General features: G+C 45.5%; 14 protein-coding genes. 13 read left to right on the forward strand and 1 reads right to left on the reverse strand.

The window, feature by feature from the left end; all coding sequences use genetic code 11:
* Window positions 1-31: 31 nt before the first annotated feature.
* The 3 genes from V7Q33_RS20965 (at window position 32) to V7Q33_RS20975 (ending at window position 2177) form a co-directional block, all read left to right on the forward strand.
* Window positions 32-811, forward strand: a complete 780-nt coding sequence (locus V7Q33_RS20965; protein WP_333821156.1) for a DNA-formamidopyrimidine glycosylase family protein — start codon at window positions 32-34, stop codon at window positions 809-811.
* Window positions 812-858: 47 nt separating this feature from the next.
* Window positions 859-1671 (forward strand): helix-turn-helix transcriptional regulator, encoded by an 813-nt coding sequence (locus tag V7Q33_RS20970; protein ID WP_333821157.1) that lies wholly within the window; start codon window positions 859-861, stop codon window positions 1669-1671.
* A 116-nt stretch (window positions 1672-1787) separates the two neighbouring features.
* Window positions 1788-2177, forward strand: a complete 390-nt coding sequence (locus V7Q33_RS20975) for a VOC family protein (protein ID WP_331982921.1) — start codon at window positions 1788-1790, stop codon at window positions 2175-2177.
* A 75-nt stretch (window positions 2178-2252) separates the two neighbouring features.
* Here the strand turns inward: V7Q33_RS20975 and V7Q33_RS20980 are convergent, their stop codons facing one another.
* Window positions 2253-4601, reverse strand: coding sequence for a glycoside hydrolase family 3 N-terminal domain-containing protein (locus V7Q33_RS20980; RefSeq protein WP_333821158.1), 2349 nt, complete (start codon window positions 4599-4601; stop codon window positions 2253-2255).
* A 141-nt stretch (window positions 4602-4742) separates the two neighbouring features.
* On the opposite strand from V7Q33_RS20980, the gene V7Q33_RS20985 reads away from it, so the two are divergent.
* From V7Q33_RS20985 to V7Q33_RS21030, 10 genes are all read left to right on the forward strand, one after another.
* Window positions 4743-5990, forward strand: coding sequence for an MFS transporter (locus tag V7Q33_RS20985; protein ID WP_333821159.1), 1248 nt, complete (start codon window positions 4743-4745; stop codon window positions 5988-5990).
* A gap of 91 nt (window positions 5991-6081) precedes the next feature.
* Window positions 6082-6741, forward strand: coding sequence for an SGNH/GDSL hydrolase family protein (locus tag V7Q33_RS20990; RefSeq protein WP_333821160.1), 660 nt, complete (start codon window positions 6082-6084; stop codon window positions 6739-6741).
* 168 nt (window positions 6742-6909) lie between these two features.
* Window positions 6910-7305 (forward strand): S-adenosylmethionine decarboxylase family protein, encoded by a 396-nt coding sequence (locus V7Q33_RS20995; RefSeq protein ID WP_333821161.1) that lies wholly within the window; start codon window positions 6910-6912, stop codon window positions 7303-7305.
* A gap of 53 nt (window positions 7306-7358) precedes the next feature.
* Window positions 7359-7952 carry a hypothetical protein gene (locus V7Q33_RS21000; RefSeq protein ID WP_331982959.1) on the forward strand — a complete coding sequence of 198 codons (594 nt, stop codon included), beginning with the start codon at window positions 7359-7361 and terminating at the stop codon, window positions 7950-7952.
* On the forward strand, window positions 7939-9201 hold the full coding sequence (locus V7Q33_RS21005) for a DUF4178 domain-containing protein (RefSeq protein WP_333821163.1): 1263 nt from the start codon (window positions 7939-7941) through the stop codon (window positions 9199-9201). The genes V7Q33_RS21000 and V7Q33_RS21005 overlap by 14 nt, the downstream gene beginning before the upstream one ends.
* Window positions 9202-9203: 2 nt before the next feature.
* On the forward strand, window positions 9204-9386 hold the full coding sequence (locus V7Q33_RS21010; protein WP_331982963.1) for a hypothetical protein: 183 nt from the start codon (window positions 9204-9206) through the stop codon (window positions 9384-9386).
* Window positions 9387-9405: 19 nt separating this feature from the next.
* Entirely contained in the window at window positions 9406-9612 is a 207-nt protein-coding gene (locus V7Q33_RS21015) for a DUF350 domain-containing protein (RefSeq protein ID WP_331982965.1), read from the forward strand.
* Window positions 9613-9620: 8 nt separating this feature from the next.
* Complete coding sequence (locus V7Q33_RS21020; protein WP_333821164.1) at window positions 9621-11147, forward strand: polyamine aminopropyltransferase; 1527 nt, start codon at window positions 9621-9623, stop codon at window positions 11145-11147.
* Window positions 11144-12772 (forward strand): FAD/NAD(P)-binding protein, encoded by a 1629-nt coding sequence (locus V7Q33_RS21025; protein WP_333821165.1) that lies wholly within the window; start codon window positions 11144-11146, stop codon window positions 12770-12772. Before V7Q33_RS21020 ends, V7Q33_RS21025 begins: the two co-directional genes overlap by 4 nt.
* Before the next feature lie 7 nt (window positions 12773-12779).
* On the forward strand, window positions 12780-13835 hold the full coding sequence (locus V7Q33_RS21030) for a hypothetical protein (RefSeq protein ID WP_333821166.1): 1056 nt from the start codon (window positions 12780-12782) through the stop codon (window positions 13833-13835).
* Window positions 13836-14022: the final 187 nt, after the last annotated feature.

A 14022-nucleotide genomic window follows, 5' to 3' on the forward strand; every position in this document is an offset into this window, starting at 1 on the left:
AACGTAAACAAATCACTAACAACATACCAATATGCCCGAACTACCAGATCTCCAGGCTTTCAGCGTTAACCTTCAAAAGCGATTGCATAAGAAGAAGGTGAAAGATGTAAATCTTGTATTGAGCAAAAAGTCAAACGCTACTGAAGCAGCACTGAAAAAGGCATTGGACAAACAACCGTTAACAGAAGTATTCCGCGATGGAAAAGAGCTCAGCTTCCGGTTTGGAAAGGATACTATACTTCGGCTACACATGATGCTGCGTGGCAAGCTCTATGTAGTTGATAAAGATGAAGAGCCCAAATACACAATACTGGAAGTAATTTTTGATGACGACACAAAACTTGTTCTGACGGACTTTCAAAAGGCAGCTACTATAACGCTGAACCCTGAGCCGAGCGAGGTGCCCGATGCGATGTCGGATGAAGTAGATGCTGCGTTTCTGAAAGCCGTGCTGGGAAAGAAAAAGACCAACATTAAAAATATATTGCTGGATCAACACAACCTGAAAGGTATAGGAAATGCGTACGCCGATGAAATACTGTGGGACGCAAAAATATCTCCGTTCTCGATTGGCAATAAAATACCGGATGCTGCCATCAAGCGACTCGCGAAATCCATTAAGTCGGTGTTGAAACATGCTGAGAAACAAATCCTCAAAAAAGAACCTGATATCATCAGCGGTGAGGTTCGGGATTTCCTGGACATCCATAATTCAAAAAAATCACATAGTCCCACCGGCGGAAAGATTATTTCTACCACTATCAATTCACGCGTAACTTACTATACGGAAGAACAGGAATTGTTTGAATAGCGTAGCAAAATTGTAACAGCGCCCACGTTGTAGACGTTATACCGGTCATGCACTTCAGACAGATTGCGCCACCATTTCATCTTCAGGAGTACGTCCGGTATTTCTGGACGTTGGAAAGCTATGGTGATGACGTCGGTCCCGCAACGCTGGGGCCACTGGCCGATGGGTGCCCGGGGTTCATTGTACAACCTGTTGACAAGGGTGTATTTAAAGATGAGTTTGGAAATAAGATGGCGCCTGTATTTCTCTACGGACAGACCATCACCCGCACTGCGCTGTTCCTGACTGGAAAATTTTGCACAGCCGGTATATGCTTTCATCCCGATGCACTTAAATCTCTATTCGGCTTCGATGCCCACGAATTTGCTGACTCTTGTTTCGGCATGAGCGTATGGTCCAGGCGAAGGACTAATTCACTGGAAGAACAATTATTGAATGCAGCCACGACACAGGAACAGATTTCTATACTTACTATCTTTCTAAGTAATGAAGTAAAGCGAAATGAAGCCCGTCCAGATCCGGTAACCCAACAAGCCGTTACCACGATCATTCAATCGAAAGGACAAATAACGTTGCGCGATATTCAGAAACATTTTAATCTCTCTGAAAGAAGTTTGGAGCGCAAGTTCAATCAATATATAGGAATTACCCCAAAAGTCTTCTCCACTGTCTGCCGGTTTCAAGCTTCGTTGCGGCAATTAAGAAACAACGATTATAGTAATCTCTCGGATGTTGCGTTCGACAACGGTTTTTCGGACCAGTCTCATTTCATCCGAATATTCAAACAATTTGCAGGCTTTTCTCCGTTCCAGTATCAAAAGCAGGCCCGTGAAACCGCCAGCACTCCTTCCCTGCTCTGACACTTTTTTATCCAGCCATAATTTCTTGTCGCAAAACACCCTATAGATTGTCGCGTTCAGGCAACAACTCTTCCTGTATATCCTGATAAGTTTGCATATCTAAATTTATCCGGGTTATGAGAACCAAGATATTTGTGAACCTGGCGGTAAAGGACATTAGCCGTTCAATAAAGTTCTTTACAAAAATGGGCTATACATTCGATCCTCAGTTTACTGACAAGCACGCCACTTGCATGATCGTGACAGAAGATATATATGTGATGCTGTTAGTGCGTGATTTCTTCAAGACGTTTACCCGAAAAGAAATTACCGATCCGTCCAAAGCAACCGAAGTGATCCTTACACTCTCTGCTGACACACGCGAAAAAGTAGACGACCTTGTAAACAAAGCGATTCGCGCAGGTGCTACATCACCAAACGAAACACAAGATCAGGGATGGATGTATGGCCGGGGCTTTTATGATCTTGACGGACACCATTGGGAGATTATGTATATGGAGAAATAGCTACTGAGAAGCTGCTAGCTACAAGCCTCCGGTTGCTGGAGTCACAACTAGCAGCTAGAAACTTGTAGCTAGCGGCTATTCCTGGCGGCTCACCGTCAGCAATCCATGCTTCAGGTCCTGATCGCGTGAAGAGTTTCCTACCATGATATCAAATTCACCGGGCTCTGTTGTCCATGCCATGTTGATGTCATAGAAGGAAAGCTTTTCAGGAGTTATGGAAAACTCAATTGTTTTCTGTTCGCCGGGTTCAAGTGTTACGCGTTTGAAATCCTTCAGTTCTTTAACCGGTCGCGTAACAGAACTTACCTTGTCGCGAATATATAGTTGCACTACTTCATCGCCTTTTACAGTACCAGTATTTTTAACCGTTACCGATACGTTTATACTGTCGCCAATCTTTATGGAGGTATTGGATAGCACCGGTTCGCCTACTTCGAAGGTAGTATAACTCATGCCATACCCGAAAGCATACAGCGGGCTTACATCGTCAAAGAGATATCCTCTGCGCGCAGCCGGTTTGTAATTATAGTATGCCGGTATATGTCCTACCGAGCGAGGGAACGTTATTGGAAGCTTACCACCCGGATTATACTCTCCAAAGAGTACATCGGCTACAGCGTTTCCCATCTCCTGCCCTAAATACCAGCACTCAAAAACAGTGGGTACTTTCTTCACAAGATTATTAAATGACAGCGGACTTCCGTTGAAGACAAATGCGATTACGGGTTTCCCGGTTGCTGCTATGGCATCGATCAGTTCATCTTGCCTTCCTACTAAATCCAGTGTTGTGCGATCGCCCATGTGTTCTTTACTCCAGGCTTCGCGCGATACCTGTTCGTTCTGTCCGATGGCGAGTATTACTACATCGGCCGTGCGTGCTAATGCTACTGCTTCTTTTATCTGTTTACGATCAGCTTCCGGTGTAGGTACTTCTACCTTATCCTGGTTCCAGCCGCTGGTAGTGGTAATTTTACATCCTTCGCTATAAGACACTTTTATTTTATCGCCGGCCTTTTGTTTTATACCGTCATATACCGTAGTGAAGAAAGTCGGTTCTCCGCTATATCCGCCCAGTAGAAAACGATTTGCATTGGGGCCAATCACTGCTATATGCTTTATTTTCTCGCGTTTGATCGGTGCTACCTGGTTATCATTCTTCAATAACGTAATCGTCTGCAGGGCAGCTTCATGTGCGAGCTTGCGATTCGCCTCGCTTCCGATAAAAGTTTTTGCTTTTTCCGGATCGACATACGGATTATCAAACAGGCCCATGCGGAATTTATACTCCAGCATCTTCAACACCAGTTCATCAATAAGCGATTCAGCAATGATCTTACTTTGTACCAGCGAATCAAGATTCTTAAAGCAGTCTATCTCCGGCAGCTCTATATTTACACCGGCTTCTATTGTTACTTTGGCAGCTTCATCTCCGTTGGCTGCTACGTGATTTCCAAAGAGCCCTTCACGATCGGCAAGCTCACGCACCGCATAGTAATCAGATACCACATATCCACCAAAGCCCATCTCTCCGCGCAGTATATCGCGCAGCATCCACTTATTGGCATGCGATGGAACGCCATCCACTTCATTGTACGATGCCATCAAACTACCGGGATGCGCACGCTGCACTACTTGCCTGAAGGGATAGAAGAACACTTCACGCAACACACGCTCCGATACATTGGCGGGCGCTATATTATTACCGGCTTCGGGCCAGCCATGGCCTGCCATGTGTTTCAACGTGGCCACTACATGCTCGCCATTTTTAAATGTACCATCGCCCTGAAAACCTTTTACTGCCGCTACTCCCATTTCACCGGCCAGGTATGGATCTTCCCCATACGTCTCCTCTACCCGGCCCCAGCGCGGATCGCGCGCCACATCTACTACCGGAGATAAAGCCTGGTGTGCACCCCGCAGTCGTGCTTCTTTTGCTACGAGTGTAAATACATCTTCAACGAGTGAAGGATTAAAGGTTGCTGCTAATCCTATCGGTTGCGGAAAACTGGTTGCACCTTTCGCTGCATGGCCGTGCAAACATTCCTCATGATAGAAAACCGGAATACCAAGTCTAGTTTCTTCTACAAAATATTTTTGAATAGCGTTGGTCAGCAATGCGGTCTGATACGGATCAAGTCCGCCTTTTGTATCGCTGGGGCGTCCAACCTGACCCAGGCCATCCTTAAAATTCTTCCGCGCCTTTTCAACATCAAAGTTACCGGCAGAGTCCAGCAGCATCGTTGCTTTATCATTCCAGACACAGTGCATCTGGGCTGTCTTTTCCTGCAGCGTCATGCGACTTAGCAAGTCTTTCGCTCTTTCTTCAGCCGATAGTTGTGGATTCTTGTAAGCAGGCGTACCGGAATCGGGCTTGGAACAAGCCAACATGCCCAGGAGAATAATAAGGATAGGTATCAGGCGCATATTATAGTCATTTCGACCATAAGATTACAAGTTTTACCGTACTTTGCAATCGATTTAAAATAAATTTTACCGCATCATTTGTGTTGCAGAAGAAAAAAAATCACAGCATATTCATGCCTTCGAAACTTAAACCTATTGACCATGAAACAATCTATAGATCGCTCCCGGCTCTTCTGGGCTAGCTGTCTGGCACTGCTGGTAACTTCGCTGTCGTTTGGTATCCGGGCAGGTATTCTCAATGAACTGGGCACTATATTTAATCTTAATGGCGCCCAGTTGGGTGTGATCACCGCGACTGCCTTTTGGGGATTCCCGCTGGCCGTAATCATCGGTGGTATGGTGGTGGATATTATCGGCATGAAACGCCTGCTTATCATCGCGTTCGTTTTTCACTTGCTCGGTATTGTGCTCACCATCTTCGCTACCGGATACTGGTCTTTGTTTCTTTCAACCCTGCTCATTGGTATTGCCAATGGAACCGTGGAAGCAGCCTGCAACCCGCTGGTAGCAACCATTTACGCGGAGAATAAAACAACCAAGCTTAATCACTTTCACCTTTGGTTCCCCGGAGGTATTGTGATCGGTACGCTGATCGTATTCATTTTTGGCAAAATCGGAATTGGCTGGCAGGTACAAGTCGCTACCATGCTGGTACCTACACTGCTCTATGGCTACTTCTTCTCCAAACTCGAGTTCCCTGTAACGGAACGTGTAGCCTCAGGGGTATCAACCGGCGATATGTATAAAGCTGTATTAAGCCCGCTGTTCATTTTTATGATCATTTGTATGTTCGGAACCGCCATCACTGAATTATTCACTGGTCAGTGGATTGATGTACTCCTGAAGAGTGTTACCGATAATGCAATCCTGATCCTTACGCTCACAACCGGTGTAATGGTGGTAGGAAGAGGACTGGCAGAACCGGTGGTACACCGTTTTTCGCCACAAGGTGTATTGTTGATCTCTGCAATTCTTTCGGTGGTAGGACTTTATTTATTAGGCCATACAACCGGTAACATGATCTTTGTAGGAGCACTTGTATTCGGTATGGGTGTATGTTACTTCTGGCCAACCATGATCGGATTCGTTGCTGAAAATCTTCCCAGAACCGGTGCTGTTGGACTTAACTTTATGGGCGGTGCCGGTATGTTTGCAGTATCGCTATACCTGATCTTTATGGGAGGATACTACAACGAACTGGTAGAAAGCAAACTCCCTGCAGGTGTGTCGGATGCCGACAAAGTAGCGTTGCTTGCGGAAGCCAAGAAAGCAGCCGGTCCGGAGATCATTAACGTAACGTTGATCATACCGATTATACTTGTATTTGCATTTACCGGGCTGGTGATTTACATGAAGAACAGAAAGAAGACCGCAGCCGTAGCAGCATAAGTATATATAATACTGTTATAAAAGAGGATGGCCGCAAACCATCCTCTTTCTCTTTACAGCGGTTAGACAACAACCGAACAATTGCTTGAGTATGAAAAAGTTTATCGTGATATTCATGTTCATATCCATGCAGAGTATGGCACAACCATTGAAGATTGCTGATGGAGTAAAATTCCTGGCGCTGGGCGATTCGTATACCATTGGCGAGAGTGTTGATGCAAGGCAGCGATGGCCCGTTCAGCTCGCAACAGCGTTACGAAAGAAAGGAATAACCTGTAGTGATCCCATTATTATTGCTACCACGGGCTGGCGCACCGATGATCTCAAAAACGCCATACAACATGCGCACCTTAAACCGGAATATACTCTTGTATCGTTGTTGATTGGCGTGAACAATTACTACCAGGGTAAATCTGCCGAAAGCTACGCTCCTGAATTTGAAGAACTGCTGCATACAGCCATCCACCTGGCAGGCGGTATAAAATCGCATGTGTTTGTCCTATCTATACCTGACTATGGTTACACACCCTTTGGTAAAGAGAAACAGGCAGAGATCAGCCAAGGTATAGACGCATTCAATGCCGTAAACAAAACAATAGCCGGTCGGCTCGGTATAACCTATATTAACATCACGGATATATCCAGACACGGCTTTACCGAGCCGGATCTTGTTGCCGGCGATGGCCTGCATCCTTCGGGCAAAATGTATACAGCATGGGTAGCACGCATTCTGGCAGCAGCTGGATTATAGTGTACATACGCTGTATCTTTGTGATTTCTATGCCTTCTTCGTGTTCCTTTGTGTTATAGGGATTTAAATTTATTTCCCACAACAACCTGAATAACTACTTTCTTACCGGTTGGCAATAATTTGAACAGCTCATAAAAAATTAGTAACCTTACACAAAATGTTGTTCCTTTGAACACACTGCATTCTCTACCTGTAACCAACGCTGCTGCACGTTCAGCTGTATCCGGTTTGCACATCGTGGCCAATCTATCGGTCCCGCATGTTGTCAAGCTTGTTGATTATCATTTCTTTAAAGATTTTATTGAAACACAGATACGCGACTTTCAGCTTACCAAAGTAGGCGAAGCATATCATAACTTTCCTGGTGGCGGCTATACCGGTGTAATCTGTCTTACCGAATCGCACCTTTCCATACATACCTGGCCCGAACAACAATATGCTACGTTTGATGTCTTTCTTTCCAATTACCTGAAAGACAATCGCGCTACAACGCATGGGCTGTATGAAGCCGTGCGAAATTATTTTCAAGCCGATATACTTTTCGAACAAATCATCAATCGCTAATTGTGGAAAGAAATACTTTTTATAGTTGCCCGAATTGTAGTACTGCACATACAGTGTCGCTTGAAGAAGCATTTCTTATCGTGTGTCGCGTTTGCTCCGTAATGATATTCTCCGAAAGTGTCGTGGGAGCCGAACCCGTCAAAGCTGAACCCGTTCCCGAAGACTGGAGCTTTTTAAAGATTGGTTCTGCGGGCATATACAAAGAACAACCTTTCACAATTGTTGGCCGCATACGACTTCAACTTAGAAATGATTATAAGAATTTTTGGTCCGCAGTATACAGCACAGGAAAATGTCTCTGGATAGCAGAGTCATTTGGAAGCTTTAGCGTTTTTACTACTTCCTGGGAGCGCTATACAAAAAGTCCATCAAAATTACGGGCAGACAAGTCTATACAGCTTAACGAAGATATAGCCGTGCGCGGTGAGTACGTTGAACGATGCGAGCGGCTTCGCTTCGAAGGCGAGATTGGCCAGTGGCCTGCCCTCCATCGTGGCTTCTTCGTAATACAAGCCAGCAATAACAATGGAGAGACAGCAATGTTTACAGTGCACAAGAAAGAAAATGTATATATTCTGACAGGCGAAAAAGTTGCCCGCGAAAATTTGAAGCTTACCAATATTCTGGAATGGGATGAGTGGAAATAATTATACCGTAACCTGTAATCACTGCAAAACAGTCAACACCGTACGTGGCAAAGCCATGACGCTGGCCATGACCTGTTCGGGCTGCGGATATTACTTTCGCCTCGGCAGTTGGAACGATGCTGCTTCGGTTTCCTTCATAACGAAAGAAGAACCCGCAATTCCTGTTGGAGCCAAAGGAAGATTTGACGGTGTTATTTATGAAGTGATGGGCTTTGTTGTAAAACAGGAGACGAAGTATCATTACTCCTGGCGCGAGTATCTACTCTTCAACCCGTACGAGGGTTATGCATTTCTCTCCGAGTATAACGGCCACTGGAATTTTATCTGGCCGATCGAAGAGAATCCACGACCCATCGGAGGGTTAAGAGATTATGAGGTAGATTACGATGAACTTCAGTATCGCATTTTCCAGAAGTATAATGCAACGGTTCAGTATGCCCGCGGAGAATTTTTTTTCGATGTGGTAGACATGACCGATGCTACTTTTAACCGTGAATATATAGCACCGCCATTCTTGCTTGCAGTAGAGGAAAGTTCTGATAGCGTGCTGTGGTGTAAAGGCGAATATTGCACACGGAAAGAGATTGCCGCTGCTTTTAATATACCGGTAAGCAAGTTGCCTGGCAAGAAAGGAAGAGGTTACACACAACCGATGTCAACTTCTTTTAAGGATGAATCGCTGATCACACTTTCTCTTTTTCTCCTCATTGTCGTTGCTCTCGCACAGATCATCCTGTCACATTCTTTAGAGGAAACGGTGGTATTCAATGGTGACTTCGATCAAAAAGCGATGAACGATCAGAAGATGCTGGTATCAAACTCTTTTGATGTAAACGGAAGCATGGGAAACCTGCAGTTCGAACTTTATGCACCGCTAACCAACGACTGGTTCTATGCCGACTTCTCGCTGATCAGTGAAACTACGGGCGTAGAATATAATTTTTCAAAAGATATAGAATACTATTCCGGTATAGAAGATGGCGAAAGCTGGTCGGAAGGCTCTACGAAGGGCACAGCCTTGATCTCCCAAATTCCCGGAGGTCGTTACCACGTCAATATATACCCGGAATTCAGCACATCGTATCAGACATTTTCCATGAAGGTAACGCGAAATGTTTCCATGTTCTTTAACTTCTGGATAACCATACTTCTATTGATGATCTTTCCGATCTATTACTTCATACGCAAACGTATGGTAGAAGTAAACCGCTGGAGCGAAAGCGATTATTCACCATATTATTCCGAATAACGATGATACCCTGGAACGAACTGAAAGGACTGAAATACTACCTTGCTTTTGTGTTTGCAGTACTGTCACTATATATCTACTCCGGCATGGTAGGGTGGCGTTGGTTTAATCCCACCACTACCACGCACGAGCAATCGGGCGCTCGCGGGCATCATACCGGAAGAGGCTATTTTTATCACAAATAAACCAACTAACACTATATATATGGAATGGAAATATGTACTCGCATCGGTAGTCTTTTCCCTGATAGGGATTTTTATACTGGGAATCTGCTTCTGGTTTTTTGAAAAGATTACACCGGAAAACCTCTGGAAAGAGATCATCGAGAAGAACAACATTGCACTGGCCATTGTTGCCGGAGCGTTCATGATCGCCATGGGCATCATTATTGGTTCAGCTATACACAGTTAAGCAGTTGCATGAAACCATCGGGAGATAAAGCCAGTGGCTTTCAGTGGCTGCTGCTCATTTCCGTTTTTATTGTTGCCACCTGCGGACTCATCTACGAACTGGTAGCAGGTACGCTGGCCAGTTATTTACTGGGCGACTCCGTTACTCAGTTTTCAACAATCATTGGCACCTATCTCTTTGCTATGGGCATCGGGTCGTACCTATCCAGGTTCATGAAGAATCATCTGCTCTCCTGGTTCATCAGCATCGAATTGCTGGTGGGCATGGTAGGAGGATTCAGTGCCGGTATACTTTTCGTGGTATTCGAGCAGGTGGTATATTTCAGAGTTATACTCTATACATTGGTAATACTCACCGGCACCCTGGTGGGGCTGGAACTTCCGCTGCTGATGCGCATATTGAAAGATCGCATCGAGTTCAGCGACCTCGTTTCACGCATCTTTACCTTCGACTATATAGGAGCGCTCTTTGCTTCACTACTCTTTCCGCTGCTGTTCATTCCTTACCTGGGGTTGCTGCGCACATCTTTCTTCTTTGGGTTCCTTAATGTAGTGGTAGCCTGGATCGTTGCGTATCGATTTCAATATGAAATCCGAAGCTATTCACGGTTAAAATGGTCGGCCATCGTATGTTTACTCTTCCTCGCTGCCGGCTTTATAGCTTCTGAGAAACTTACTGCTTTTGCAGAATCACTTACCTATCCCGATAAGGTAGTATATGCAAAGTCAAGTCCCTATCAGCGTATTGTGCTTACCAAAAGCCAGATGGACTGGCGTTTATTTCTCAATGGAAATTTACAGTTCAGCTCTGCCGATGAGTATCGGTATCATGAAGCATTGATTCATCCGGGTTTATCGCGATTAAACCATCCGGAAAAAGTGTTGGTATTGGGTGGTGGCGATGGCATGGCTGTACGCGAGATACTCAAATATCCCACCCTAAAAAGTATTACGCTGGTAGACCTTGATAAAGCAATGACGGATCTTTTTCAATCCAACACCACCCTTGCCCGGCTTAACAGTAATTCCCTTGCTTCGGGCAAAGTAAAAGTGATCAACACCGATGCGTTTGTGTGGATACGCGAAAGTAAAGAGCATTTCGATTTTATCGTAGTTGATTTTCCCGATCCCTCCAATTATTCATTGGGTAAATTATATACGGTATCATTCTACCGAGAGCTGCAACGCCTGCTAAACACTACCGGGTGCCTGGTGGTACAATCTACTTCACCTTATGTAGCGTGCAAATCGTTCTGGATCGTAGACGAAACGTTGAAATATACCGGTTTATATACCGAGCCCTATCACTGCTATGTACCTTCATTTGGCGAATGGGGATTTGTGATGGCCAGTAAAAAGCCCCTGGTGAATAACTATCATTTTCCCAACGGCCTGCGTTTCCTGAATGAAGAAACAGCCCGGCAAATGAAAGTCTTCCCTCCCGATATGATTGTGCGGGGAAGCCCTCACAATACACTGAACAACCAGGTGCTGGTAAATACTTTTGAAAAAGAGTGGGCTTACTATACCCGATGATCACGCGCAGAAAATTTGTTAAGCAAACGCTTCAGGCAGCCGCAGGCTCCTCGCTCCTGCTCTCGTCCATGCAGGCATGCAAGCCGCGCACTATAGCAGGCAGTATGCAAGGCCCGAACGCTGCCCTCGGCCACAAGCTGCGCGCTATGCAATTCGATCCGCCTTCTGAAAACATCCATACATCCGTTGTTATTGTTGGCGGTGGTGTAGCAGGACTTTCCGCGGCGCGTTATCTAAAACGAGCCACCAACGATTTTATATTACTTGAATTAGGCGATGACACGGGCGGCAACTCTATTGGCGGAAGCAATGCTGCCGGAGCCTATCCCTGGGGCGCACATTACCTGCCTTTGCCGGGAAACAATGACCCGGAGCTGATGGCTTTTCTTCAGGATGCTCAGGTTATTACCGGTTATGAAAATGATTTGCCGGTATATAATGAATACTATTTGTGTTTTGATCCGAAAGAGCGGCTTTATATAAATCATTATTGGCAGGATGGAATTATACCACACGAAGGCATTGGTATAAAAGATCGCGAGCAGATTGAACGCTTCCTGGCCATGATGAATGACTTTCGCCAGCAGCTAGATGCCGATGGGCGCGAGGCATTTGCTATACCGGTTGACTGTTCATCGCAGGATGCAAAGTACCGACAGCTCGATGCCATCTCGATGGAAACATTCCTGCAAAACAATGGATTTACATCGCCTTACCTGCACTGGTATGTAAATTATTGCTGTGCGGACGATTATGGCTCTTCACTGACAGAAACTTCTGCCTGGGCCGGTATACATTACTTTGCTTCGCGCAAAGGCAAGGCAGCCAACGCATCGTACGATTCGGTGCTTACCTGGCCGGAAGGTAACTACTGGCTGGTAAAACAACTTCGCAAAAATATAGCATCGCATATATATACCGGGGCGCTGGCCTATCACATAGAGCCGACCAATACAGGCGTTGATATTTTATACTATGATACGGTAAAGAAACAGACTATAAAGATCAGTGCGCAAACGGCCATTGTAGCAACACCACAGTTCGTAAACCAGCGTATGTTGCCCGGGAAAATCAACCGCTCACTGGACTATACCCGTTTCGAATATGCCCCTTGGATGGTGGCTAACATTACCCTCAGCGCTTCGCTTGAAGAACGAAAAGGCGAGCAATTGTGCTGGGACAATGTGATCTATGGCAGCGATGCTGTTGGCTATGTAAACGCATCGCATCAACTTATAAGTTTCCTGCCCGAACAAAACATCATCACCTACTACAAACCCTTACTGGGTAAAGATATCAGGGCCATCCGTCAGCAAGCTTATCAACGGAACTGGAATGAATGGAAAGACATCATTCTGAAAGACCTGCAGCAGCCTCACCCCCGCATCGAGCAATATATTGAGCGCATGGATATATGGGTATGGGGACATGGTATGATCAAACCATCTCCCGGGTTTATCTGGAGTACAGATCGAAAAAATGCTGCGGCACCTGTAGGAGAAAAAATCTTTTTCGCTCACTCCGATCTCAGCGGAATCTCTATCTTCGAACATGCTTTTTATCATGGCCATACGGCAGCCAGGCAGGCATTGAACGCATTGTTAACAGCTCGATCAATTCTATAGCTTCTGCATGACATCGGCTCAACCTACATCGCGGCAACCCTGGCTTGGCAACGCCTCCCGGGAAACGTGGCTCATCCTGGCGCCCTCGCTCCTGCCAGTAGCCGCTGTACTTATCTTTCAAAAGTATTTTACCCAACATGAAGTTACTTCGCTTTGGTGGATTGTGCTCGTGTTGTGCATTGATGTAAGCCATGTATACAGCACACTCTTCCGTCTGTATTGGGACAGGCCTACCTTTCGGCAGTATAAAAAAATGCTGATCGTTATTCCCGTTGTTGCATTTATTGCAGGGGCTGCCCTTCATTTTTATAATGCCGGTATATTCTGGCGTGTACTCGCTTATATAGCCGTATATCATTTTATCCGGCAGCAGTATGGGTTCATGCGGCTGTATTCCCGCCAGGAAAAAGCCGGATCATGGATACGACTCATCGATTCTGCCGCCATTTACAACGCTACAGTATATCCTCTGCTATACTGGCATCTTCACCTCACACAACAACTGAGCTGGTTCGTAAAAGGTGATTTTATTCCCCTCCCCGGCCTTCCCATCGATCCTATACTCACCGCTATATTTGCCGCCATCATCATTCTGTATTGCATCAAGGAAGTTGTAGTGAGTTACAGAAATCGCCTGTTCAACATTCCCAAGAACATGATCATGGCCGGCACATACCTTTCATGGTATGTAGGGATTATAACTTTTCAAGGCGATCTGATCTTTACCCTGCTTAATGTGGTTGCCCACGGTATACCCTATATGGGACTGATCTGGATACATGGCGAAAAGAAAGCAGCATCCACATTTTCGTTCGGCATAAAAGGTATTGCCATGTTTGTTGTGGTGCTATTGGTGCTCGCCTATACCGAAGAAACGTTCTGGGATGTTTTTGTCTGGAAAGATCACACCGATATATTTCCGTTCTTCACACAGCAGGCTCCGCTGGAGAGCCCTGTATTACTTTCTATAATCGTTCCGCTCCTCGTGCTTCCGCAGTTAACCCACTATGTACTGGATGGCTTCATCTGGCGGTTTTCGAAAGACAAACATGCGAATATCTGAGCCTGTATTGTACCGTCATCATATAATTTAACCCAGCCATCGCTGGCATATAATGTTCTGTTTGGTAGTTGTTCCCATGCCCTTGATTTCTTCACCAACAACGCCCGCACACATGCCTGGCACTAGCCATCGGCATGTATCAAAAAATCTTAATGCCCATAACATTTTAAAATCAGTGTGGGATTGG

Source organism: Ohtaekwangia sp. (genome assembly GCF_036786105.1).
Taxonomy (GTDB): Bacteria; Bacteroidota; Bacteroidia; order Cytophagales; family Cyclobacteriaceae; genus Ohtaekwangia.

Bases quoted from the DNA above. Each gene is read 5' to 3' on its own strand.
- V7Q33_RS20985 (WP_333821159.1), top strand. From the start codon at position 4,743: ATGAAACAATCTATAGATCGCTCCCGGCTCTTCTGGGCTAGCTGTCTG.
- V7Q33_RS21015 (WP_331982965.1), top strand. From the start codon at position 9,406: ATGGAATGGAAATATGTACTCGCATCGGTAGTCTTTTCCCTGATAGGG.
- V7Q33_RS20970 (WP_333821157.1), top strand. From the start codon at position 859: ATGCACTTCAGACAGATTGCGCCACCATTTCATCTTCAGGAGTACGTC.
- V7Q33_RS21030 (WP_333821166.1), top strand. From the start codon at position 12,780: ATGACATCGGCTCAACCTACATCGCGGCAACCCTGGCTTGGCAACGCC.
- V7Q33_RS21020 (WP_333821164.1), top strand. From the start codon at position 9,621: ATGAAACCATCGGGAGATAAAGCCAGTGGCTTTCAGTGGCTGCTGCTC.
- V7Q33_RS21025 (WP_333821165.1), top strand. From the start codon at position 11,144: ATGATCACGCGCAGAAAATTTGTTAAGCAAACGCTTCAGGCAGCCGCA.
- V7Q33_RS21010 (WP_331982963.1), top strand. From the start codon at position 9,204: ATGATACCCTGGAACGAACTGAAAGGACTGAAATACTACCTTGCTTTT.
- V7Q33_RS20990 (WP_333821160.1), top strand. From the start codon at position 6,082: ATGAAAAAGTTTATCGTGATATTCATGTTCATATCCATGCAGAGTATG.
- V7Q33_RS21005 (WP_333821163.1), top strand. From the start codon at position 7,939: ATGAGTGGAAATAATTATACCGTAACCTGTAATCACTGCAAAACAGTC.
- V7Q33_RS20965 (WP_333821156.1), top strand. From the start codon at position 32: ATGCCCGAACTACCAGATCTCCAGGCTTTCAGCGTTAACCTTCAAAAG.
- V7Q33_RS20975 (WP_331982921.1), top strand. From the start codon at position 1,788: ATGAGAACCAAGATATTTGTGAACCTGGCGGTAAAGGACATTAGCCGT.
- V7Q33_RS20980 (WP_333821158.1), bottom strand. From the start codon at position 4,601: ATGCGCCTGATACCTATCCTTATTATTCTCCTGGGCATGTTGGCTTGT.